The organism is Paraburkholderia sp. SARCC-3016, from assembly GCF_031119615.1.
Classification (GTDB): domain Bacteria; phylum Pseudomonadota; class Gammaproteobacteria; order Burkholderiales; family Burkholderiaceae; genus Paraburkholderia.
In genome coordinates, this window is record NZ_JAVHZD010000033.1 from 22,809 (window position 1) to 47,031 (window position 24,223).

The 24,223-nt window shown below is 64.9% G+C and carries 17 protein-coding genes; 5 read left to right on the forward strand and 12 right to left on the reverse strand.

Annotation, left to right across the window (positions count from 1 at the left end):
- Positions 1-28 precede the first annotated feature (28 nt).
- From zwf to QYH69_RS28090, 6 genes are all read right to left on the reverse strand, one after another.
- Positions 29-1,648 carry a glucose-6-phosphate dehydrogenase gene (gene zwf, locus QYH69_RS28065; RefSeq protein WP_308834981.1) on the reverse strand — a complete coding sequence of 540 codons (1,620 nt, stop codon included), beginning with the start codon at positions 1,646-1,648 and terminating at the stop codon, positions 29-31.
- A gap of 256 nt (positions 1,649-1,904) precedes the next feature.
- Positions 1,905-4,658, reverse strand: coding sequence for a glucosidase (locus tag QYH69_RS28070; protein WP_308834982.1), 2,754 nt, complete (start codon positions 4,656-4,658; stop codon positions 1,905-1,907).
- A gap of 82 nt (positions 4,659-4,740) precedes the next feature.
- A complete protein-coding gene (locus tag QYH69_RS28075; RefSeq protein WP_308834983.1) occupies positions 4,741-6,774 on the reverse strand; it encodes an amylo-alpha-1,6-glucosidase in 2,034 nt (677 codons plus the stop codon).
- Between the two features lie 81 nt (positions 6,775-6,855).
- On the reverse strand, positions 6,856-8,202 hold the full coding sequence (locus QYH69_RS28080; RefSeq protein ID WP_308835032.1) for an ATP-binding protein: 1,347 nt from the start codon (positions 8,200-8,202) through the stop codon (positions 6,856-6,858).
- A 35-nt stretch (positions 8,203-8,237) separates the two neighbouring features.
- Positions 8,238-8,948, reverse strand: a complete 711-nt coding sequence (locus tag QYH69_RS28085) for a response regulator (protein WP_308834984.1) — start codon at positions 8,946-8,948, stop codon at positions 8,238-8,240.
- A gap of 23 nt (positions 8,949-8,971) precedes the next feature.
- A complete protein-coding gene (locus QYH69_RS28090) occupies positions 8,972-9,295 on the reverse strand; it encodes an EF-hand domain-containing protein (RefSeq protein ID WP_308834985.1) in 324 nt (107 codons plus the stop codon).
- A 288-nt stretch (positions 9,296-9,583) separates the two neighbouring features.
- Here QYH69_RS28090 and QYH69_RS28095 point away from each other — a divergent pair, with 288 nt between their 5' ends.
- A complete protein-coding gene (locus tag QYH69_RS28095) occupies positions 9,584-9,955 on the forward strand; it encodes a hypothetical protein (RefSeq protein ID WP_308834986.1) in 372 nt (123 codons plus the stop codon).
- A 56-nt stretch (positions 9,956-10,011) separates the two neighbouring features.
- On the opposite strand, the gene QYH69_RS28100 is transcribed toward QYH69_RS28095, so the two are convergent.
- Positions 10,012-10,743 (reverse strand): DUF3313 family protein, encoded by a 732-nt coding sequence (locus tag QYH69_RS28100; RefSeq protein ID WP_308834987.1) that lies wholly within the window; start codon positions 10,741-10,743, stop codon positions 10,012-10,014.
- A 456-nt stretch (positions 10,744-11,199) separates the two neighbouring features.
- On the opposite strand from QYH69_RS28100, the gene QYH69_RS28105 reads away from it, so the two are divergent.
- The 3 genes from QYH69_RS28105 to QYH69_RS28115 all read left to right on the forward strand — a co-directional run bounded on the left by QYH69_RS28105 (position 11,200) and on the right by QYH69_RS28115 (position 16,998).
- Positions 11,200-12,621 carry an efflux transporter outer membrane subunit gene (locus QYH69_RS28105; protein WP_374992514.1) on the forward strand — a complete coding sequence of 474 codons (1,422 nt, stop codon included), beginning with the start codon at positions 11,200-11,202 and terminating at the stop codon, positions 12,619-12,621.
- Between the two features lie 155 nt (positions 12,622-12,776).
- Positions 12,777-13,922, forward strand: coding sequence for an efflux RND transporter periplasmic adaptor subunit (locus tag QYH69_RS28110; protein ID WP_308835033.1), 1,146 nt, complete (start codon positions 12,777-12,779; stop codon positions 13,920-13,922).
- Positions 13,923-13,932: 10 nt separating this feature from the next.
- Entirely contained in the window at positions 13,933-16,998 is a 3,066-nt protein-coding gene (locus QYH69_RS28115) for an efflux RND transporter permease subunit (protein ID WP_308834989.1), read from the forward strand.
- A gap of 87 nt (positions 16,999-17,085) precedes the next feature.
- Here the strand turns inward: QYH69_RS28115 and QYH69_RS28120 are convergent, their stop codons facing one another.
- From QYH69_RS28120 to rarD, 3 genes are all read right to left on the reverse strand, one after another.
- Positions 17,086-17,754 (reverse strand): class I SAM-dependent methyltransferase, encoded by a 669-nt coding sequence (locus QYH69_RS28120; protein WP_308834990.1) that lies wholly within the window; start codon positions 17,752-17,754, stop codon positions 17,086-17,088.
- A gap of 234 nt (positions 17,755-17,988) precedes the next feature.
- The gene (locus tag QYH69_RS28125; protein WP_308834991.1) at positions 17,989-19,587 is read right to left on the reverse strand and encodes a tetratricopeptide repeat-containing glycosyltransferase family protein; all 1,599 of its coding nucleotides are present in this window, start codon (positions 19,585-19,587) and stop codon (positions 17,989-17,991) included.
- Positions 19,588-19,721: 134 nt separating this feature from the next.
- Entirely contained in the window at positions 19,722-20,597 is an 876-nt protein-coding gene (gene rarD / locus QYH69_RS28130) for an EamA family transporter RarD (protein WP_308834992.1), read from the reverse strand.
- Positions 20,598-20,796: 199 nt separating this feature from the next.
- Between rarD and QYH69_RS28135 the strand changes: the two genes are divergently transcribed.
- Positions 20,797-21,585, forward strand: coding sequence for a sulfite exporter TauE/SafE family protein (locus QYH69_RS28135; protein WP_308834993.1), 789 nt, complete (start codon positions 20,797-20,799; stop codon positions 21,583-21,585).
- A gap of 6 nt (positions 21,586-21,591) precedes the next feature.
- Here the strand turns inward: QYH69_RS28135 and QYH69_RS28140 are convergent, their stop codons facing one another.
- On the reverse strand, positions 21,592-21,846 hold the full coding sequence (locus tag QYH69_RS28140; RefSeq protein WP_308834994.1) for a hypothetical protein: 255 nt from the start codon (positions 21,844-21,846) through the stop codon (positions 21,592-21,594).
- A gap of 163 nt (positions 21,847-22,009) precedes the next feature.
- Positions 22,010-24,106 (reverse strand): D-(-)-3-hydroxybutyrate oligomer hydrolase, encoded by a 2,097-nt coding sequence (locus QYH69_RS28145; RefSeq protein ID WP_308834995.1) that lies wholly within the window; start codon positions 24,104-24,106, stop codon positions 22,010-22,012.
- Between the last annotated feature and the right edge of the window lie 117 nt (positions 24,107-24,223).

Genomic DNA, 24,223 nt, shown 5'->3' on the forward strand with positions numbered 1-24,223 from the left:
TTTGAAGTTGTTCTTTCCACTCGACCCATCAGCGCCGCTTCGGCTCATCGTCGAGCGGCCGCCAGGCGCGCCCGTCTCGCGCCAGCAGCGCATCGGCTTGCGCAGGCCCGCTGCCGCCCGCCGCGTAGCCATGCACGGGCATCGCCCCACCGGCGGTCGGATGCAGCACCGCGTCCACCGCCGCCCAGCTTCCTTCGATACTGTCGGCCCGCTGGAACAGCGTCTCGTCGCCGAGCATGCAGTCGTACAGCAGCGTTTCGTAGCCGACGTTCGCCTGTTCCTTGAAGAAATCGTTGTAATCGAATGTCGAGCGCACGCGGCCCATGCGCATCGTCGGGCCCGGCACCTTCACGTTGAAGTCGAAACGCGTGCCGTGCGTCGGATCGATACGCAGCGTCAGCACGTTCGGCATCAGCGAATCGACGGGCGTATCGCGGAACATCAGGAACGGCACGCGCTTCAACTGCACTGCAATCTCGGTGCGGCGCACGGAGAGCCGCTTGCCCGTGCGCAGATAGAACGGCACGCCGCCCCAGCGCCAGTTGTCGATCTGAACCCGCGCGGCCGCGTAGGTTTCGGTCGTGCTGTCGGGCGCGACGTTTGGCTCCTTGCGATAGCCGACACCGGCGGGTCCGTCTTCGTACTGTCCGAATACGACGTCTTCGGCACGCAGCGGCTGGATCGCTTCGAACACTTCGGCCTTCTTGTCGCGCACCGTTTCCGCATCGAACGAGTTCGGCGGCTCCATTGCGATCATCGCCATCAGCTGGAACAGGTGATTGGGCACCATGTCGCGAAACGCGCCCGTATGTTCGTAGAATGCACCGCGCCCTTCGACGCCGAGCGTCTCGGACGCGGTGATCTGCACGCTGTCGATATACTCGCGGCGCCATACGGGCTCGAACAGCGCATTCGCAAAGCGCACCGCGAGAATGCTCTGCACCGTTTCCTTGCCGAGGAAGTGATCGATCCGGTAGATCTGCTCTTCTTTCGCGTAAGCGAGGATGTGCTCGTTCAGATCGCGCGCCGATGCGAGGTCGTTGCCGAACGGCTTTTCGATCACCACGCGCCTGAAGCCGCCCGCACTCTCTTCATCGAGCAAGCCCGCTTTGCCGAGCTGTTCGACGACCGGCTTGAAGAAGCGCTCGCCGATCGCGAGATAAAAGATCGCATTGCTGCAGCCGGTCTTGCCGATTGCCCGCTTCACGTGCTCGAAGGTCTCGGGCGTCGAGAAGTCGCCGCCCATATAGTGCAGCCGCTGCGCAAGCCAGTTCCACGACGCTTCGTCGGCCTTGCCCGCGCTCGAGCGCTCCGCCGCGAACTGCTGCAGCGATGCATGCAGATCGTCGCGCCAATCGTCGGTGCCGCGCTCGCCGCGATTCACGCCGATCACCTGCATGCCGTCATCGAGCAGCCCGTCGACGACGAGGTTGTACAACGCGGGCACGAGCAGACGCTTGGTCAGATCGCCGCCCGCGCCGAAGATCACGAGCGTGCACGGCGGCGCCTTGCATTCGCCCGCGGGTCCGCAAGGACCCTCGCCTCGGGCGAGCGCGGCGGGCGGCGCAGCAGGCACTTTCGCGGTGGCGGTGGCCGAGGTTGCCCTGGACGCATTCACTTCGACGGTGGCATTCGTATCGGACGGCATGACATTCCCTCGCAGATGGTGACCCATAGATGACTGGCATTACCAGGATGACCCGCCGCGCGGCCATACAGTTCCATCGGATCGCGCGGCGGCGCGCTTTCGCAAGACTTCCGTAAAGCCGCCGCGCCAGCATGACATCGACGCGGCAAGAACTGCGCCCCCGTATGCGCAACGGCAAGCAGGTTGTGCCGCCCGATGCCAGCGCGAGTGCGTATCGGGCGGCCCTTGCTGCATGCGTGCGCGGTTTGCGCTTGTCTTATTTGACCGCCTCGGCCTGCTCGGCTTCGCTGGCCGCCGCGGGCACGAGGCCCGACGTCGCCACTTCGCGCGGCTGCAGCAGCAGCGCGACCAGCCCGCTCCAGCCCGTCTGATGCGACGCGCCGACGCCGCGGCCGGTATCGCCATGGAAATACTCGTGAAACAGCACGAGGTCGTCAGAACGCGGGTCCGCCTGCAACTGCGGATAGGCGGCCATCACCGGCCGCTTGCCGTTCGCGTCTTTCAGGAACAGCTTCGTGAGGCGGCGCGCGAGCTCGTCGCCGATCTCGCGCAGCGACAGCCGCTGGCCGGACCCGGTTGGATACTCGATACGAAATTCGTCGCCGTAATAGCGGTGAAATTCGTATAGCGATTCGATCAGCAGGAAATTGACCGGCATCCAGACCGGCCCGCGCCAGTTCGAGTTGCCGCCGAACACGCGCGAATCCGATTCCGCGGGCAGATACTTGACGGAAAATTCCTTGCCGTCGAACCGGAACACGAACGGTTCGTCGCAATGCACGCGCGACAGCGCCCGCACGCCGTAGTCGGACAGAAACTCGGTTTCGTCGAGCGCTCGGCGCAACAGCGCCTTCATCCGATGTCCGCGCAACAACGACAGCAGCAGCGTATTGCCCTTGCCCGGCTCGTTCCAGCGCGACACGAGCCGCGCGAGATCGGGCCGGTGCCGAAAGAACCACATGAGCCGCTCATGCAGGCCGGGCAGCGTGCCGTGCAGCCGCTGTTCGAGCGCGTGCACCGCGAACAGCGGAATCAGCCCGACGATCGAGCGCACGCGCATCGGCACGTTGCTGCCGTCGGGCAGGCGCAGCTTGTCGTAGAAGAAGCTGTCCTGTCCGTCCCACAAACCCGTTTCGCAACCGTCCTCGCAACTGACCGCTTCGGCGATATACAGGAAGTGCTCGAAGAACTTCACGCCGATATCGACGAACACATGGTTTTCGTATGCGAGCTCGAGTGCGATGCGCATGAGGTCGAGCGCGTAGGCGGCCATCCACGCGGTGCCGTCCGCCTGATCGATATGGCCGCCCGTCGGCAGCGGCGACGAACGGTCGAAGATGCCGACGTTGTCGAGCCCGAGAAAACCGCCCTGAAATATATTGCGGCCGTCCGCGTCCTTGCGGTTGACCCACCAGGAGAAATTCAGCAGCAGCTTGTGAAACACGAGCTCCAGAAAATCGCGGTCGCCCTTGCCGGTCAGCGCGCGATCGATCTCATAGACGCGCCACGCGGCCCATGCGTGCACGGGCGGATTCGCATCGCCGAAGGCCCACTCGTAGGCGGGCAACTGGCCGTTCGGATGCTGATACCGGTCTTTCACGAGCAGCAGCAACTGGCGCTTTGCGAACGCGGGATCGATGAGCGCGAAGGCCGCCGCATGAAACGCGAGGTCCCACGATGCGTACCACGGGTACTCCCACTTGTCCGGCATCGACACGATGTCCGCGTTGCACAGATGCCGCCAGTCCGCATTGCGGCCGCGCCGGCGGCCCGCGGGCGGCACCGGCTGCGCCGGGTCGCCGTCCATCCAGCGCTGCACGTCGAACTGGTAGAACTGCTTCGACCACAGCATGCCGGCCAGCGCCTGGCGCTGCACGAGACGTTCATCGGGGTCTTCGATTTCGCGTTGCAGCGCGCCGTAGAATTCGTCCGCTTCGGCAATCCGGCGCGCGAACAGCGCGTCGCAATCGAGCGGCACTTCATCGGGCGACGACGCGACACGCCAGCGCAAATAGACGACTGCCGTGCCGTGCGGCTCGAGTTCGAGCGGCACGTGGGCCCCCGCCTTCGAGCCGGAATCGCGGCGCACCGCGTCGCGCTCTCCGTGCACGAGGTAGTCGTTGAAGCCGTCCTTGAACGGGCCGGTCGCATCTTCCATGCCGTACAGCCGCCGCGGATTGGTTTCGTTCTCGCAGAAGAGCCATTCGACGCCGGTTCCGTAACCGGTGTTCTCGCGCTCGACGTCCTTGCGCCACGCGGCGACGATAATCGATTCATAGCCCGGATGGCGGCCGAACAGATAGGTGCGGTCGCGCATCCTCTCGAACATCAGCGAGGGCTTGTCTTCGAGCCCCTGCCACGACCACTTGTTGCGTGCCCAGATCTGCGGCAGCACGTCGAGCGACGCGGCTTCGTCGGCGCGGTTCTCGACGGTCACGCGCATCACGATGTCTTCGGGCGTGTGCTTCGCGTACTCGACGGTCACGTCGAAATAGCGCGAATTGTCGAATACGCCCGTGTCGAGCACTTCGTACTCGGGCATATCGGCGCCGCGGCGCGCGTTCTCTTCGACGAGGTCCGCGTAGGGAAACGCCGCATGCGGATATTTGTACAGCATCCGCATGTACGAATGCGTCGGCGTGCCGTCGAGATAGAAATACAGTTCCTTGACGTCCTCGCCGTGATTGCCTTGCGAGTTCGTGAGACCGAACAGACGTTCCTTGATGATCGGGTCGCGCCGGTTCCACAGCGCCAGCGACACGCACCAGTTCAGCATGTCGTCGCCGAAGCCGGCAATGCCGTCTTCGCCCCACCGGTACGCGCGGCTGCGCGCGTGATCGTGCGGGAAGTAATCCCATGCGGTGCCGTTCGGGCTATAGTCCTCGCGCACGGTGCCCCACTGGCGTTCGCTCAGATACGGACCCCAGCGTTGCCAGTGCGCACAGTCGGCGGAATGCAGACGGGCGCCCTCGACGGTATCGAGCAGATTGCAGGCGCGAAGGCAGGGCATGACAGCGTCCTCCTTTTGACAAGGCAGCAGGAGTCACATCGTAGCGCGCTTTGCGCGGCACTGCGCAATTAGCGGGGTATCGCTAGTCCCGCGCGGCCAGCAGCGCATCGATGCGCAGCCGCTCGCCGAGCGACCACGCCTGAAACGGCGCGCCCGCGGGGCGATGCGGCGCGTTTGCGTCGGCTATTTCACTGATGTGATCGAGGCCCGCGCGATCCAGATGCGCAGCGAGCGGCGCGATAAAGCGCTCGCAGGCTGCCGCGCGCGCCGCCGCATCGGGCGCCTCGACGCGCAGCCACGCTTCGACGAACGGCCCGAGCAGCCACGGCCACACCGTGCCTTGATGATAGGCGCCATCGCGCTCGCGCGGGCCTCCCGCATAGTGAGGGCGATACGCGGGGTCCGACGGCGCGAGCGTGCGCAGGCCCATCGGCGTGAGCAGATGGACGCGAACCTGCTCGACGACGGCGCGCGCGGTCGAGCCATCGACGATCTGATACGGCAGGCCGCCGACCGCGAAAATCTGGTTCGGGCGAATCGCACGGTCGAACGTGCCGCTTACATGATCGACGTCGATCACGTCGAACAATGCGCCGCTGGCCGGATCGATGAATCGTTCGACGAAAGCGCGCGCCGCGCGTCGGGCCGGCGCCTGCCACTGCGCATTCCAGTTTGATGCGATGCGCAATGCGTTGATCCACAGCGCCTGAATTTCAACTGGTTTGCCGATGCGCGGCGTCACGACCCAGTCGCCGATCTTCGCGTCCATCCACGTTAGCTGCACGCCGGGCACGCCCGCGCGCAGCAGGCCGTCGTGGTCGGCGCCGATGGCAAAGCGCGTGCCGCGCGTATAGCCCGCGAGTATTTCGTCGACGGCCTGCTGCAAGCACCGGCGCGTCGCATCCGGCGCATGCTGCACAGCAAGATAGTCGTGCACGGCGACGACGAACCACAGCGATGCGTCGACCGAGTTGTACTCGGGCGTATCGCCGTAGTCGGGAAAGCGGTTCGGTAGCATACCTTCGGACAGCGTGGCCGACCATTGCAGCAGGATCGCTTGCGCTTCGTCGTAGCGTCCGCATGCAATCAGCAGTCCGCGCATCGCGATAAACGTGTCGCGGCCCCAATCGGTGAACCACGGGAAACCGGCAACGATCGTGCGGCCGCCTTCGCGCGCAACCACGTACGCATCGGCCGAGCGATGCAGGCGCGATGCGAATGCCGCGCGACGCGTGCGTTCCACGTAATCGAGCTGCTGCGCATGCGCAAATGCGTCGGACGGGGAGAACGCTTGCGCGCGCGGTACGCCTTCGGCGCTCAGGATCATAACGGCATCGCACGCCGAAAGATCGAACGAAAAAATGCCCGGTGTCGCGAGATCTTCGGTGAATTCGAGCCCGCGTTCGCGTTCGACCGGGTAGCAGAAATTGCGGTACCAGTCGGGCTCATGCGCATAGCTGCCGTTCGATGCCGCGCGAATCGCCGGCAAGTCGCCGTATGGACGCCAGCGCACGCAGGCACCGTCGATCTCCGCAGTGAAGTCGAAGGCACCGTTCTCATGGTGCAATGCGTGATAGTCGCGGCCCGACAACAGCGGACGCACGTGCAAGGTGACACCGCGTGGAAGCTCACGGTTGCTGCCGTTGTTCGTTCCGTTCATTGCGCTTCCCGCGCTCGCACCGCACTGCAGACGCCAGCGCAATACGGTTTCGCCGGTTGCTTTTGCGACGAACACTTCCGCGCTTACTTCGGCACTGATTTCGGCGTTCATGTCCGCGCCCGTTCCCGCGAACGCGCCGAGCGCGATGCGCCACGTCGGCCACGGCTCGGTCGTAAAGCCAAGCAGACGATCGGCGATATCGGGCACGTTCAGATCGGGCACATAACATTGCGTCGTCAGCGCATAGCGCTCGCCATTCACGTCGACCCACGCCTCGATGCCGTTGACGAGCACGACGCGCCCCGCGGGCGGCCGCGTCGCCGCGAGCAGCAGCGCGTGGTAGCGGCGCGTGCGCGGCATGCCGACCGTGCCCGATGCAAAACCGCCGAAGCCGTCCGCTTCGAGCCATTCGTCCCGGAGATGCTCGCTGTCGATCGGCCCTGCGATGGTCGTCATCGATATGCCCTCTCGCTCCTTGACTGACTCGCGTCGTGCTCTGGATAGACCCGTTGCGCCCGCTTTGCGGCAAGCGCTGCATCATTGCGGCAGCACGACCCGCACTTCGAGCCCGCCGCCGTCGCGCGGATGGAACTGAAGCGTGCCGCCATGCAGGCGCGCGATCCGTTCGACGATCGCGAGGCCGAGGCCCGTGCCGCTCGTCCCGCTATGCGCATTTCTGCCGCGCTGGAACGGCGCCTTCAGCGCCTCGAGTTCGGCGGCCGACAAACCGGTGCCGCGATCGCCGACCGCGACATACACCGCCTGCGCATCGCGCCACGTGCGCACCGCAAACCCGCTGCGGCCGTACTTGACCGCGTTCTGCATCAGGTTCATGAGCAGCCGCATCATGCTGATCGGACGGAACGCGACCGGCGGCAGGTCCGCAAGCGACAGTTCGAAATCATGCCCGAGCCCCGCGAAATCCGCAGCGAGCTGCTCGACGAGCGCATTGAGATCGCCGGGCTGTGCAGCCTCGCGTTCGCCGCTGCCCGCATAGTCCATGAACTGCTGCAGGATCGTGTCGATCTGATCGAGGTATGACTCGGCGGCATCGGTGAACGGCGCGTCGCGCGGCGCGCCGGCCATCGCCATCGCGAGACGCAGCTTCGTGAGCGGCGTACGGATGTCGTGCGAAATGCCGGCGAGCATCACCGCACGCGTTGCTTCAGCCTGCTGCAGCGCCTGCGTCATCTGGTTGAACGCCGTGCTGACCTGCGCGATTTCAGTCGGCCCATCGACGGGCAGCGGCGCGGGCGCGTCGCCGGCACTGATGCGCCGCGCCGCATCGGCAAGGTGCTGTAGCGGCCGGTTCAAATGCAACTGGAGCAGAAAGCCGGTCAGCGCGGCCAGCACGCCGAGCGACAGCGCCAGCAGCAGCGCGCTCAGAAGCCGGCCGCCTTGCGCCTCTTCGGGCAGCATCAACGCGATCCAGTAGGGCGTGTCGGCAATATGCACGCGCAGCCACATCGTTTGCGGCGCTCCGCGCATGGCTTCGGCTTCCCAGCGCACGTCGCTGCCCGCGGGCAGATAGCGGCGCAGCGTCTTGAGAAAAATGCCGAGTTCATGCGTGCGGTAGAACTCGAGCGGTCTCACCGGCGGCTGCGCGAGCGCATCGGGCGGCACATCGGCGCGCGCGCGGATACGCGCAGCCGTCACGTCGCGCGAGGCGGGCGGCGTCGCGGCAAGCACCGTGTCGAGCGTGGTGATGTATGCGCCGAACACCGCGGCCGCGCGCTCGACGCGGGGTCGCTGCACATAGTGCAGCAGCACGGTCAGCGAGCACGCCTCGCTGACCACGACGAGCGCGAACAACAGAACGATATTGCGGGCAAGCAGCGAACGCGGCAACAGACGTGGCAGCAAGCGTGGTATCGAGGTCGGCATCGGGCGTGGCATGAAGCTGCGCATCAGGCGCGCCATTATTCGACGTCCGCGATCAGCATATAGCCGACGCCCCAGACGGTCTTGATGAAGCGCGGCTTCGACGGATCGCCTTCGATCACCTGGCGCAGCCGCAGCACCTGCACGTCGATGCTGCGATCGAGCGCGTCGTGGTCGCGGCCGCGCGCGCGCGCGATCAGATTGTCGCGGCTCACCGCGCGGTTCGGCGACGAGCCGAGCGCGGTCAGCAGCAGCATCTGGGCGGAATGGAGTTCGATCGGTTCGTCGCCGCGAAACAGCAGGCTTTTACCGACGTCGAGCCGGAACTCGCCGAAGCGCAGCGTCTGCGTCGTGACGGTCGGATCGCCGGCTGCGATCTTCTGCCGGCGCAACAGCGCATTGATGCGCGCGGTCAATTCCTGTGGCAGGAACGGTTTGGCAAGGTAGTCGTCGGCGCCGGTTTCGAGGCCGACCACGCGATCGAGCGGATCGCCCTTCGCGGTCAGCATCAGGATCGGCAAGGTCTCACCCTCGGCACGCAGGCGCGCGCAGATATCGAGACCGTTTTCGTCGCCGATCATCAGATCGAGCACGAGCAGGTCGAACGGCTCGCGCTCGAGATAGCGCTTGAGGCGCGTGCTGTTTTCCACCACCCGCACCGAAAAACCCTGCGACGTCAGAAAGCGCTGCAGCATATTGCGCAGCTCGGCTTCGTCGTCGAGCACGATGATGCGGGGGGACCGGTCCATGCAAAGGCTCCTTTGAAAACGGGCTATTCACGGCGCTGGGTTGCGAGGAACTGCTCGATTTGCGGCAGTGTCACATATCCGGCCTTCTGCGTGTCGATCTGATCGAAATGCTGCGCGACTCGGGGCATGCCGAGTTCTGCCTGCTGCTTCGTGAGCTTGCCGTCGTGCGTCGTGTTGGCGGCGGCAAACCGTTCCTGCAACTGTTGCATCATGCGCTGCATACGCGCGGAGCCGCCCATGCCCATTCCCATGCCCTGCATCGACTGCGCGTTCTGGGCCGGCGCTTGTTGCGCCAATACGCTTACCGATGCAAGGCACAGCGCCAGCATCGCAATCCACTTCTTCATACCGACCTCCGTCGAGTCGCTCACCTGCGTCGCTTGCGATGTGCCGCGAACCGTTTGGTGACAGGCGAATTCTTGTCGCTCGCCGCGCCCGACGCAACGCGAAAACCATGTCATTCGATGTCGCGCATTCTGCTTTCGCGACGACATCGAATGAAACATGTTTTCGCTGTTTTTCCCGTGCCGCGCTACGTATCGTTTGTTGCAGGCCCATACCGTTTCGTCGGTTCCACCGCGCACCGGACCGCTGCGCGGGTTGCCTTGCGCACAATCGATACGAGGAGTGTTTGCGTGAATATCCGTTCTGTCTGTTCGTCCGCTGCCGCCGCGCTGGGCATCGGCTGGTCCGCATGGTCGAAGAGCGCGCTGGCAGGAACCGTGTTCGTGCACGCCGCCTATGTGCCGGTAACCGTCTTCTGCCCGCCGCCGCGTCCTGTTTATGCGCCGCCGCCCGCCTATGTCGTCCGGGCTTCCGTGACCGGTGCGGGAGCGGCCACGGAAGCCACGGTGCCATCGGTCAGAACCTTGCCCTACGCAGCGGTGCCGATTCCGGTCACATGCGGCGTCGTTGTGCCCGCCACCGTTTCCGTGGGCAGCGTCGTCTACGCACAGCCGGTGCGTAACGTGGCGGTCGTCACGTCTTCCGCCGCCGCGCCGCGCTGATCCTGTTGCGCGCACATCGAAATGCCCGCGATGACGCGATGGCCCGATGCGGCAACTCAATGCGCATCCCGTATCGCCTCGAACACCGCCCTCAGGTTTTGCGCTTTCGTCGCGAGCACTGCCGGTATCTCGTCGAGCCGCACCGATTCCTGCACATCGCCGGGCCGCGGCGGATTGTCGATGGCGAACAGCAGCGTCTCGTTGTCGCCCGACGCGCCGATCGCCTGCACGGTCATCGTTTTGAATGAAATCTTGCTGACACCCGCGATGCGTTTTACGCCGTTGATCGCAATGCCGACCGGCGTCAGGTTGCGCAAGCGGAAGCCCTGCTTGTCGAGCCGCACGTCGGTCAGCGCGATCTGCAGGATCAGCGAATCGGGTTGCGGCGTATCCACGACGATCATGTCCTTCATCACTTCCTGCGTCAGGATCTGCGCAAAAGTGCGCGTGACCTGCGCCATTTCGTCGGGGTCGATGCCTTTGTATGGCGAATCCGGTGCGAGAAATACTTCGATCGGCACGAGGTAGACGCTGTGAAGACGTGCGCGCTGCGCGCGATAGTCGGGCGCCATATAGGCCTTCGTGCCGGGAAATTGCGCAACGGGCGTGAGCTGCACGCTAGCCGGTATCAGAGAGTCGGCGCGCGCAGCGCCGCCGTGGAACATGAGCGACGCGACCAACACGGCGGCGGTCATCCGCGATGCCTTGCGCATCATCGATCGCGCACGCAGCGTTTGCAAGATCGACATCGTCAGCATCTCGAACCCTGGATTCGTCGGCATTTTCATGATTCGTTTCCCGATGCGGCGGCCTGTCTCGGCGCGCGGCACCAGCATAGGTGATTTGCGATGTGCGCCCGCCTGGTGGATTCCCGCTGCGATATATCTGAACAAAGCCCTGCGGCGCCTGTGCCCGATTGCCGGCACGCGCTCGACCCATGCTAGGCTATGCGCCAATTCGGCATGCCGCCACGAATTTTGCATCCCGAAAAAACCAGATTAGTTGCATTGACTATCGGCATCCGTGCGCCTCACCTCAAATGGCGCGCGGCGAATTATGGTGGATTGATGACAAAGGACAATAACCCGCTCTACCTGTTACGAGACCGGCTATGGGCGGCGCTTCGCAGTTCCGCGGCGGCCGCGGCGCCTGCGTCGACCGCACGGCTCGCCGCGCCGCGGCTCGCGTCTCTTTTGCCCGCCGTACCGTTTGTCGCGCTGCTGCCAGTACTCCTGACGGGCTGCATGGTCGGCCCCGATTACCGCACGCCGGCGCCGCCCGCAACCGACCGCTACACCGCGGCGCCGCTGCCCGGGCAAACTGCGTCGGCGCCCGGTGCATCGGGTGTGCCGCAGCGCTTTGCGGCCGGCGAAGACATCCCCGCCGCGTGGTGGTCGCTATACCATTGCGAGCCGCTCGATACGTTGATTCGCAAGGCGCTTGCGAACAGTCCGAACATCGCGTCGGCGCGCGCCGCGCTGCGTCAGTCGCGCGAGAACCTCAGCGCGCAGTTCGGCGGCACGCTGCTGCCGCGCGTCGACGCGCAACTGAACGCGACGCGCGAAAAATTCAACGGCATCACCTTCGGTCAGCCGCAGTTCACCGAAGACCTGAACCTGTACAACGCGTCGGTCAGCGTGTCGTATGCGCTCGACCTGTGGGGCGGCGCGCGGCGCGGCGTCGAGGCGGCGCAATCGCAGGTCGACTATCAGCGTTACCAGTTGCAGGGCGCATGGCTCGCGCTGACTGCGAACATCGTCACCGCGGCGGTCAGGGAAGCATCGCTGCGCGCGCAGATCGCCGCGACCGAAGAAATCGCCACGGAAGAAGAGTCGCAACTGAAGGTGCTCAAACAGCAGTTCGAACTCGGCGGCATCGGCAAGACCGATGTGCTCACGCAGCAGACGCTGCTCGCGCAAACGCGCGCGACGCTGCCGCCGTTGCAGCAGCAACTCGACCAGACGCGCCATCAGCTCGCGGTGCTGTCGGGCAGCCCGCCGAACGACCCGACGCTGCCCGAGTTCCGGCTCGAGATGTTCTCGCTGCCGCAAACGCTGCCCGTCAGCGTGCCGTCCGCGCTCGTCAGACAGCGGCCCGACATTCTCGCGGCCGATGCGACGCTGCATCAGGCGAGCGCGCAAGTCGGCGTCGCGACCGCGAACCTGTACCCGCAGATCACGCTGTCGGCAAGCTACGGCACGCAGTCGCTGACGCCGGCCGAACTGTTCCGCGCGGAAAGCACGGTATGGGCCATCGGCGCCGGCGTGCTGCAGCCGCTGTTCCACGGCGGCCAGCTGCTCGCGGAAAAGCGCGCGGCCGTGGCCGCGTACGAACAGGCCGACGCGCAATACCGTCAAACGGTTTTGTTAGCGTTCCAGAACGTGGCCGACTCGCTGCGCGCGCTCGATCACGACGCAAACGGTCTGCGCGCGCAAACCGACGCGTGGCAATCGGCCAGCGACGCGCTCGAGATGGCGCGCGGCCAGTTCAAGCTCGGCGGCATCAGCTATCTGTCGCTGCTCGTCACGCAGCGCCAGTATCAGCAGACGGTGGTCGACCTCGCGCAGGCGCAGGCGGCGCGCTACGCCGATACGGCTGCGCTGTTCCAGGCGCTCGGCGGCGGCTGGTGGAACGATCCGCTGCCCGAGACCGCCGCGGCGCAATGACTACCCGATAAGGACGAAGCGCCGTTGGACCGGCCGAAGGCGAGCCCGCGCCGGCGCTTCACGATGAGACGTGCAAGGACATAACGATGAGCACAAAAGGACCGACCGCCAATCAGATCGAAACGGTAGACACGCCTGCCCGTCACAGACGGCGTATGACGAAACGCATGATCATCATGTTGATCTGCGTCGCGCTGCTGCTCGGCGCGATTGTCGGCTTCAATCTGTTCAAGGCGCACATGATCGCGAAGTTCATGGCCAACAATGCATTGCCGCCCGCCACGGTCGCCGCGGCCGTGGCGCAGTACCAGACGTGGCAGCCGCAGCTCGCGGCGGTCGGCAGCCTGCGCGCGGTGCGCGGCGTCGACGTGACGACCGAAGTGCCGGGCCTCGTGCGCGAGATCGCCTTCTCGTCGGGGCAGGACGTGAAAGCGGGCCAGGTGCTCGTGCGTCTGAACGACGATTCCGACGTCGCACTGCTGCGCTCGCTGCAGGCCGCGGCCGAGCTCGCGCAAACGGTCTATAAGCGCGACAAGGCGCAGTTCGACATCCAGGCGATCGCCAAAGCGCAGCTCGACGCGGACGCTGCCGATCTCAAGGCCAAGACCGCGCAGGTCGCGCAGCAGGCGGCGCTCGTCGAAAAGAAGACGATCCGCGCACCGTTCGCGGGCCGCGTCGGCATCACGACGGTGAACCCGGGCCAGTATCTGAATCCGGGCGATGCGATCGTCACGCTGCAGGCCATCGATCCGATCTACGCCGACTTCTATCTGCCGCAGCAGCAATTGGGCCAGCTTGCGGTCGGCCAGCAGATCGTGATCGATACGAATGCGTTCGGCGGGCGCACCTTCGCCGGCAAGATCCGCTCGATCAATCCGCGCGTCGACAACACGACGCGCAACGTGCAGATCGAAGCGACCGTCGACAATCGCGAGCGCAAGCTGCTGCCCGGCATGTACGCGAACGTGAAGATCGACGCGGGCGGCGAACAGCGTTATCTGACGCTGCCGCAAACGGCGATCACGTACAACCCGTACGGCGCGACGGTATTCATCGTGAAGCCTGCCCCGCAGGACAAGGCCGCATCGAGCGCGCAGGGCAAGGCCATGCCGACCGCGCAGCAGGTGTTCGTCACGCCAGGGCCGACGCGCGGCGACCAGGTCGCGATCCTGAAGGGCATCGAGGCGGACATGCAGGTCGTGACGAGCGGCCAGCTGAAGCTGAAGAACGGCACGCCGCTCGTGATCGACAATCGCGTGCAGCCAGCCGACAGCCCGAATCCGCAGCCACAGGAACAGTGAGGGGCCGCGCATGAACTTCACCGATATCTTTATCAAGCGGCCGGTACTCGCTGCCGTCGTGAGCATGCTGATCCTCGTGCTCGGCGTGCGCGCGCTGATCGCGCTCAAGGTGCGCGAATATCCGCAGACCGAAAACGCCGTGGTCACCGTCACGACCGCGTACTACGGCGCGAGCGCCGATACGATCGCCGGCTTCATCACGCAGCCGATGGAAGCCGCGATCGCGCAGGCGCAGGGCATCGACTATATGTCGTCGACGAGCACGACGGGCGTGTCGACGATCACCGTCACGCTGCGTCTGAACTACGACTCGAATCGCGCGCTCACCGAAATCAACACGCAGATCGCCTCGGTGCGCAACCAGTTGCCGCCGCAGGCGCAGCAACCGGTGCTGACCGTGCAGACGGGCGAGACGACCGACGCGATGTATATGGGCTTCTATAGCAGCGTGCTGCCGAGCAATAACGTCACGGACTACCTGTTGCGCGTGGTCAAGCCGAAGCTCGATTCGATCGAAGGCGTGCAGACGGCCGAAGTGCTCGGCGGACGCCAGTTCGCGCTGCGCGCCTGGCTCGATTCGGCGCGTCTCGCCGCGCACAACGTCACGGCGCAGGACGTCTATACCGCGCTCGGCAACAACAACTACCTGGCGACGCTCGGCACGACCAAAGGCCAGATGGTGTCGGTCGACCTCAACGCAGGCACCGATCTGCATACCGTCGACGACTTCAAGAAGCTCGTCGTCAAGCAGAAAGGCACCGCGATCGTGCGGCTCGAAGACGTCGCAAACGTCGTGCTCGGCGCCGACAACTACGACTTCAACGTCGCGTTCTCGGGCAAGCGCTCGGTGTTCATCGGCATCAAGGTGGCCCCCGACGCGAACATTCTCGATGTCGCGAAGCGCGTGCGCACCGCGTTCCCGGGCCTGCAGTCGCAGTTCCCGACCGGCATGACCGGCGACATCGTCTACGACGCAACCGACTTCGTGAACACGTCGATCGAGGAAGTGATCAAGACGCTCGTCGAGGCGCTGCTGATCGTGACGGTCGTGATCTTCCTGTTTATCGGCAGCCTGCGCGCGGTGATCATTCCGGTGGTCGCGATGCCGCTGTCGCTGGTCGGCACGTTCTTCGTCATGCAGGCGCTCGGCTACTCGGTCAACCTGCTCACGCTGCTTGCGCTCGTGCTCGCGATCGGCCTCGTGGTGGACGACGCGATCATCGTCGTCGAGAACGTCGACCGCCATATGAAGGAGGAAGGCCGGCCGCCGTTCGAGGCCGCGCTGATCGCGGCGCGCGAGCTGGGCGGCCCGATTCTCGCGATGACGGTCGTGCTGATCGCCGTGTACGCGCCGATCGGCTTCCAGGGCGGCCTGACGGGCGCGCTCTTTACCGAGTTCGCGTTCACGCTGGCAGGCGCGGTAACGGTATCGGGCATCATCGCCTTGAGCCTTTCGCCGATGATGTGCTCGCGCTTTTTCACGAGCGAACAGGAATCGAGCCGCTTCGTACGGTTCGTCGACCGGCAGTTCGAGCGCGTGCACCGCGGTTATTCGCGCATCCTGCACGCGACGCTCGACACGTGGCCCGTGTTCATCGTGATGGGCGTGTTGCTGCTCGGCGGCACCGTGTACCTCTTCATGACATCGCAATCGGAACTCGCGCCGCAGGAAGACCAGGGCATCGTGCTATCGCAGATCCAGGGGCCGCCGAACGCGACGATCCAGCAGATGCAGACGTACGCGGACCAGGTGTTCGAGATCTCGAAGCAGTTGCCCGAATACTCGCAGATGTTCCAGCTGACCGGCGCGCCGACGCTGAATCAGGGCATCGGCGGCGTGCTGTTCAAGACCTGGGACAAGCGCAAGAAAGGCGCGACGCAGCTGCAGCAGGAACTGCAGCAGAAGTGGAACAGCATCGCGGGCGCGCGCGTCGCCGCCTTCCAGTTTCCGCCGCTGCCGGGCGCGCAAGGGCTGCCCGTGCAGTTCGTCATCACAACGACCGAGCCGTTCGAGAACCTCAACGAAGTCGCACAGTCGGTGCTCGCGAAGGCATACCGGAGCGGCATGTTCTTCTACGTCGACAGCGACCTGAAGGTCGACAAGCCCGAAAGCGTGCTGGTCGTCGATCGCGACAAGGTCGCCTCGCTCGGCATGACGCAGGCCGATGTCGGCGCGGCGCTCGGCGCGGCGCTGGGCGGCAACTACGTCAATTACTTCTCGATCGCGGGGCGCTCGTACAAGGTGATTCCGCAAGTGCTGCAGACCGACCGCCTGAATCCGTCGCAGGTGCTCGACTACTATCTGCGCACGCCCGACGGCAGCGTGATTCCGGCGTCGACCGTCACGCATCTGAAGCAGCAGGTCGTGCCGGAGTCGATCAACCACTTCCAGCAGCTGAATTCGGCGACTATCTCCGGCGTGGTCGTGCCCGGCGTCTCGCAAGGCGAAGTGCTCGATTTCCTGCGCAAGGCGACGGCCGAAGCGGCGCCGGCCGGCTATGCGGCCGACTATGCGGGGCTCTCGCGCCAGTTCGTGCAGGAGTCGGGCGGCTTCGTCGTCACGCTGCTGTTCGCGACGATCATCGTGTTTCTCGCGCTCGCCGCGCAGTTCGAGAGTTTTCGCGATCCGATCGTGATTCTCGTGTCGGTGCCGATGGCCCTCTTCGGCGCGCTGATCTTTATCAACGTCGGGCTGTCGACGCTCAACATCTACACGCAGGTCGGGCTTGTCACGCTGATGGGGCTCGTCAGCAAGCACGGCATTCTGATCGTACAGTTCGCGAACCAGTTGCAGCGTGCCGGCAAATCGAAGCGCGAGGCGCTCGAAGAGGCGGCTGCCGTGCGTCTGCGGCCGATTCTGATGACCACCGCCGCCATGGTGTTCGGCGTGCTGCCGCTCGTGATCGCCTCGGGCGCGGGCGCGGCGGGCCGCAATGCGATGGGCCTCGTGATTTTCACCGGACTGTCGATCGGCACGTTGTTTACGCTCTTCGTCGTGCCGGCGATGTATATGTTTATCGGCGCCGATCATCACAGGGACAAGCGCGGCGACCGGCAGACGCCGGGCATCGCCTGATCGCCGGCCAGCGTCATGGTCGGCAGGCGGCGCGCCCGAGCAAAGCGCGCCGCCTGCCGTTTTTCATCGTCCGTTGTTTTGCCGCTCTTACGCCGCCGATGAGTATGCGAGCCGCGACGACGGAAAGGCGACTGGCGTTTGCGGCGCATTCCTGAAATGCAGCAGGTGCCAGTAGCGGAACGCGTTGACGCGCTCGGAGCGGATCAACTGAAAGTCGGAAAAATTCAGCACCTCTTCGAGCGGAAAATCCGACTTGAAACCGATCACCGACTCGAGGCCCGCGAGCAGGCGCTCGAACGCGCGGACCCAGCGGTTACTCGAAGCGAAGTGATTGACGACGATCACTTCGCCGCGCACCTTGCAGACGCGCGAGATCTCGCTGAGGAAGGCGGCCGGATCGGGCACGACCGAAGCGACATACATCGCGACGACGAAGTCGAAACTGTTGTCTTCGAATTGCAGCGCGGTCGCATCCATGTTCACGATGCGAATTTCGTTACCGAGACCTTTCGATTCGACGCGGCGCCGTGCGCGATCGAGCATTTTCTCCGAGATATCGACGCCGGTAATGCGCAGATCGGAGCGGTAAAGCGGCAGCGAAAGGCCGGTGCCAAGCCCGACTTCGAGAATCTTCGCGCCCTCTTCGGCTCTCGCGTTGATGTGCGCGGTACTGCGCTCGCGGCCATGCTGGAACGCGCGCCCAAACAGGTAATCGTAAAAACCCGCCGCGAAATCGTAGATTTGTTCGACTCTCATCGCGCCCTCGCTTGAATGTACCGACTGTCGAGAAGATGCCTGGCCGCGGCGTGGTTCCCGGACTATTGCCATCGCATTGTCATATCGGCCCGGTCGGCCCTCGCGGTCCGCAAAGACCGCAATCGTCGCGGCCGTCGAATCGGTACAGTGTCCGATCGTCACGGCGCCAGATACAACAACCAGGGAATCGAACTATTCCAGAATGGGGTCACAGCTGCGGGCTAAACGCGCTTTTCAGCGCGCCGGCTTCGAGACCTGCGCATGCGGCGTACCCGCTTCGAGCTGTGCGCGAAGCGAGGCGATCACGCCGGTCCAGTCGCCCCGTGCCGGCTGCCGGAAGAGCCGCGCCGTTGCGTACCACGGGCTGTCGCTTCGCTCGAGTTGCCATCGCCAGTCCGGCATGAAAGGCAGCGCAATCCACACGGGCTTGCCGAGCGCGCCCGCCAGGTGCGCGACCGCCGTGTCGACGCCGATCACGAGATCGAGCCGGGAGATCAGCGCCGCCGTATCGGCGAACGACGTGAGGCGCGGCGCAACGTCGCGCAGCACGCCGCGGGTTTCGAGTTCGGCGAGACGCGCGCGGTCGCTGTCGCGCACGTCGTGCTGCAGCGAAACGAAGTCCGCCTGCGCGTCGAACAGCGGTTGCAATTGCTCGAGCGGAATCGCGCGGTTGCGGTTGCGATCGTTGAGCAACATGCGGCTTCCGGACCACACGATGCCCACGCGCGGACGTCCGGAAGCATGCGCGAACAGATCGTCCCATTGCGCGACGAGCGATTCGGGCGCGTGCAGATAAGGACCGGCCGTGTCGAAATCGGCTTCGCGCAGTTTCAGCGCAAGCGGCAGGCTCAGCATCGGAATGTGATAGTCGAACGCCGGCACCGGCGCGCGCTCGCCGATCACGTCGGCCGCGCCGCGATAGTGCTGCAACAGCGGCAGCAGCGCGTCCTGCACGCGCAGTACGACGCGTGCGCCCATCGCTGTGAGGCGCTCGACGAACCGCACGAACTGCAGCGTGTCGCCGAAGCCCTGCTCCTGATGCACGAAAACCGTCTTGCCGGCAATCGGCTGCGTACCGGTCCATTGCGTGCTTTCCGGCAAGCCGTGGCTCATCGTGCCGTCGCGCCAGCGCCATTCGTATTCGCGCCAGCCGTGCTCGAATTCGCCGCGCAGCAGATTCGTCTGCGCCCGGTTGGTACGGGCGCCCGCGTCGTTTGGATCGATCGCCAGCGCCTTTTTGAACTGAAGCATCGCGTCGTCGAAGCGCCCCAGATCGCGCAACGCGACGCCGAGATTCGTATAGGCGGCCACGAAGCGCGGCTTCAGTCTGATCGCTTGCTCGTATGCAACGCGTTCGTCGTCGAAGCGCTCCATCTGGCCGAGCAGCGTGCCGCGGTTGTAGTGCGCTTCGGCCGACTGCGGCTGGAGTTTGCACAGATGCTCGAGCTTTTCGAGCGCGCGCGGCAAGTCGCCGACCTGAACCAGCGACATCGCCGCGCCATGCAGCGACGCGATATGGTTCGGGAACTGCGCGAGACAACGCTCGAACAACGCGATCGCATCGTCGTGCCGCTGCGCCGACTGACACACCTGTGCCGCAAAGTTCAGGTCGTCGACCGGCATCGGTATGCGCGCCGATGCCTCTACGAGGTGGGCTGCCGCGCGCGCGTGGTCGCCCTGCCGGGCAGCGATGAAGCCGAGACCCGCATGCGCTTCGCCGTGATCGGGCGCGCTCGCCAGCACGCTTTGCAGCAGGCGTGCGGCTTCGTCGAATCGACCGGCGGCGTAGTGCTGTTGCGCCTCGGCCAGCGTGGGTTCGAAATCGTGACTCATGCAAACCTGATGTAATGCGGACGGATTCGCCGCTTGGCGATCCGTATTGGCCGGATAAAGACCTGGGTCGACCAGGCCAGGACCCGTAGTTTAATCACTTGATCACGAAACGGGCCGGCAACTCCCGCAGCCCGCTACTGCCGCAGCAGTCGAACGCGCGCGAGCCCTTCGAGCGAGTACACGGCAAGCGCGACCCAGATCGCGCCATAGCCGATCAGTTGCGTGCCGCTGAACGGCTCGCGATAGATCAGCACGCCAATCAGCAACTGTAATGTCGGCGTCACATATTGCAGCAGCCCGAGCATCGACAGCGGAATGCGCCGCGCGCCCGACGCGAACAGCAGCAGCGGAATGGCCGTAATCGGCCCGGCGAGCGCGAGCAGCACCTTCAAACCGGCCGGCGCCGCGCCGAAACTGCTATCGCCATGCAGCGACAAGGCCGCGAGATACAGCAACGCAACCGGCAGCAGCAGGATCGTTTCGAGCGTGAGCCCTTCGAGCGCGCCGAGCTTCGCGGTCTTGCGCAACAACCCATAGCCGCCGAACGTCAGCGCAAGCGCAATGCTGATCCAGGGCGGCCGGCCGTTTTCCCACGTGAGCCACAGCACGCCCGATGTCGCGATCGCGACTGCGAGCCACTGCACCGGCCGCAACCGCTCGCCGAGAAACCCAAGACCGAACAGCACGCTGACAAGCGGCGTGACGAAGTAACCGAGGCTCGCTTCGACGATATGACCGGAATTCACGGCCCAGATATAGGTGCCCCAGTTCGCCGACAGCAGCGCCGCGCTCGCCGCGAAGCGCGCAAGCAGGCGCTTGTCGCGCAGCACGGGGCCAAGCCAGCGCCACTGCTGCCGCGCGGTCAGCACGATAAACAGGAACACCATCGACCAGACCATGCGGTGCGCGAGTATCTCGAGCGGCGCGATCTGCTGCAGCGATTTGAAGTAAACGGGAAAGAGCCCCCAGATCGTGAAGGCGAGAAACGCGTAAACAACGCCGTAGTTCATTGTGATTGACGAAGTGCAAGACCGGGCGAATTGTATTGTAAGCTTCGGTTCACACAATCCAATACGCGCAAGATTGCCGGTTTTGCGACAATACGGGTCTTTCGGCATACGCGCTCGTCAATTTCCACAAAGAAATCGCCGATCCGGTGCAATCGGCAATCTTAAGGACGGTCCGCCGTTCACCTGATGTCATTCCCCGATGTCTCTTCCGCATATAGATCTTTTATATTCCGCCTTCGGACTCTTCGTTGGTTTTCTCGTCGGCTTGACCGGCGTCGGCGGCGGCTCGCTGATGACGCCGATTCTCGTGCTGCTGTTCAACGTTCACCCGGCCACCGCGGTCGGCACCGACTTGCTCTATGCGTCGGTGACGAAAGCGACGGGCACGCTCGTGCATGGCGCCAAGGGTTCGGTCGAGTGGGGCGTCACGCTGCGTCTTGCCGCGGGCAGCGTGCCGGCCGCGACGATCACGCTGATTCTCCTGCACCGCTACGGCATGGACACGCCGCGCGGCAGCTATCTGATCCAGGTCGTGCTCGGTGCGGCGCTGTTGATCACCGCGATTGCGCTCGTATTCCGGCCGCAGCTCGCCGCCTTCGCGTCACGCCATCGGCCGGCGCCCGCATACGGCAACACGCTTGCGCTTACGATGCTGACGGGCGCCGTGCTCGGCGCGCTCGTCACGCTGACGTCCGTCGGCGCGGGCGCAATCGGCGTGACGGTGCTGTTGCTGTTGTATCCGGCACTGCCGGTAACGCGCATCATCGGCTCCGACATTGCGCATGCGGTGCCGCTCACGCTGCTGGCGGGCGCGGGGCACTGGCTGCTCGGGTCGATCGACTGGTCGGTGCTGCTGTCGCTGCTCGTCGGGTCGTTGCCGGGCATCGTCGCGGGTAGCCTGCTGTCCGCGAAGGCGCCGGAGAAGTTGCTGCGCCATATGCTCGCCGCCACGCTGACCGCGGTCGGCATGAGGCTCGTGCTGGCTTGACCGAAACTACTTGAAGAACCGGCAGTTCAGATCCGTTTCGAACTCGCGAACCCAAACTCCGGCGCTGTCCTCATGATACGACTGCGCCCAACCGCCGCGCCGCACGGTCACGAGCCGCCGTTCCTCCGCGGTGTCGTGCGCATCGATCGTTGCGGTCACATCGAAATGCGCGGGCGCAAAACCGTGCCGCGCGCACACCAGTTCGAAAGCTGCCCGTTCGCCGATCGGCAGGTCGGTGTACCTCAAAAGTATCGTGTCCATTATGCGACTCCGATTCCGATACCTCACAGTACGACACCGAATGCGTAAATTATGTGTCGTCGCGCACAGGCAGCCCACGTATCCGAAGCGTTAACCGCGTCGATCGTGCGTAGCAGCGCACGGACACGCCCATCGATGCGCGGTGAATCGGCTGACCGGCCGCCTAGCGCGGCACGCTGACGGTACCGAAACTGACCCTGATCGCATTCGCCCCGGGGCTCGCGACGATCGGCGGCAGATTCGCCGTGTCGAGCGCGGGCGCGGAGCCGGGCGTGCCGCCGCGCGGCACCGTGCGCACGACCTGCGACGGCGGCAGTGCCGCGCCGCTCTTCAGACGACTCCACATCAGGTTCAACGCCTGCAGGTTGTAGTAATGCAGCGGCACATAGCGCGTATCGAAACCCGCGACACCGAGAAACGAATCGAAATGCTGGGCATTCGTGACTTCGTAAAACGACAACTGGCTGCTCGACCCTTCGGCAAGGCTGTTCATCGCGAGATACGGGCGCGAAGCGTGATTGACCGGCACGAGCGCGTCGCTTCTGCCCTGCACGATGATGGCCGGTTTGCCGCGCAGATTCGCGTTCACGCGAATCGCGTTGACGCTCGTTTGCATGCGCGGATCGCCGCCGGTCCATAGTCCGCGCAGGCACACCGCGCCGGAAAAGCTTGCATCGGCGGTCGCGAGCCGATGATCGAACCCGAACGGCGGAAGGTTGTACACGAGGTTGATGCCGTTGGTCGGCGGCACGCCGTTGCCGAGGCCGAAGATCGACGGCATCGGCAAGACGGACGGCGGCACGCCGGCCGCGCCTTGCGCGTTCGTCGTGCCGAAACTGAAGCCGCAGAGGTTGTCGCCGACGCTCGACTTCGTATACGCGTCCATATAAGTGACCGCGACCGCCGGCACCGCCTGCGAATCCCACATCGACGCCTGCAGCAGGTCGGAGTCGGTTTCGTAGCCGGCCGAATGGAGCCGGCTCAGCGCGTCGCCCGATTGCGTCGCGAGATTTCCGCTGTTGACGAAACCGCTGCCCGCCAGCGATGCGCAGCGCGCGGCGCGGATCGCCTGGGTGGTGGCGAGCGGCAGCGTCGACAGATAAGGTGCGCCGAGCAGCGCGGGCGCCGCCGCGGCGCATGGCTGCAGCAGGTTCGCGTAAGTGATGTAGTCGGCCAGCGGCGCGCCTGCCGACGCGATACGCAGGCCGCCTTCGAACACCTGGGCGTTCGGCGACATGTTGAGATTGATCTGCGGCTCGCCGACCACGACCGCGGTAATCCACCCTTGCGTGTCCTGCTCGGCGGCCGCGAGCGATGCGCCACCGCCGTTGCTGACCGACGCGGCGATCGTCGTGATGCTGCCCGTCCGATAGCGCACGCCGTGGTTCCTGTCGTCGACCATCGGGGCGAACTGCTGGTTCAGCACCCAGTACGCAAACTGGATTGCCTCGAGCGTGTCCTTGCCCCAGTCCTGTTCGGGGTTCTGCTGCGAGTGCGCGTGCTTGTACGCGTAGCGGTTCGGGAATGTCTGATTGAAGATCGCGAGACTGGACAGCGGCAGGTTCGCGGTGAAGAGACTTTTCGTGCCGGCCGTGTTCGCGTTTGCAAGGCGGCCGTCGATCAGCGTGACGAGATTGGTCGTCAGTTCGTGGGCGCCGTTGCCGGTGCCCTTATCGGTGTACGCGACCGCGCAGCCGCGCTTCAACCCCCACTCGCCCGCCGCCGAAATCGCGCCGTAGACGCCGCGCGAACCCGACGACGTGGCCGTGACGATGCACGGATTCGCCGGATCGAAGCTGACCGGCAGCTGGACGAGCAGCGTGACGTTCTGCAGGCCGCTGCCGTCGTCCGCGTAAGCGATGTATTCGGTGCCGGCGATCTTGCCTTCGCCTAACGTGTCGTTTCCGTTCAGGTCGATATTCGGCCCCCAGAAGCGTCCGTATCCGCCATTCGCGGTGATGTCGACGAGCGCGCGGTAGTTCGACCAGATCGCGAGACGCCGCAGTTCGGCGCTGGTCGGCGCGGCCGGGTTCGCAAAGCCGGGCGCGGCGCCGGCGAGGCCGGTCTTGCCGAGGCCGGCGGTGAGAAGATCGTCGCTGTTGCCGTCGTAGAAGGTCGTCGTCATGCTGCTCGGGACGACGAAGGCCGGCAGCATGTTGATCGACGAGCCGCTCGTGCCGCTGCCGCCACCGCAGCCGCAGCAGACGAGCGCGGCGGCGCACGCAATGATCGCGCAACGCAAGGACGTGGTTGCCGGCATGGTTGTTGTCTCCTGTGCGACGCAAGCAAGACAGACACACCGTGAGCGTAGTAGACGAAACGCCCGGCACAAAGGAATGTCGCAGCACACGAACGCATGCGCGCAAACATGAAGCAT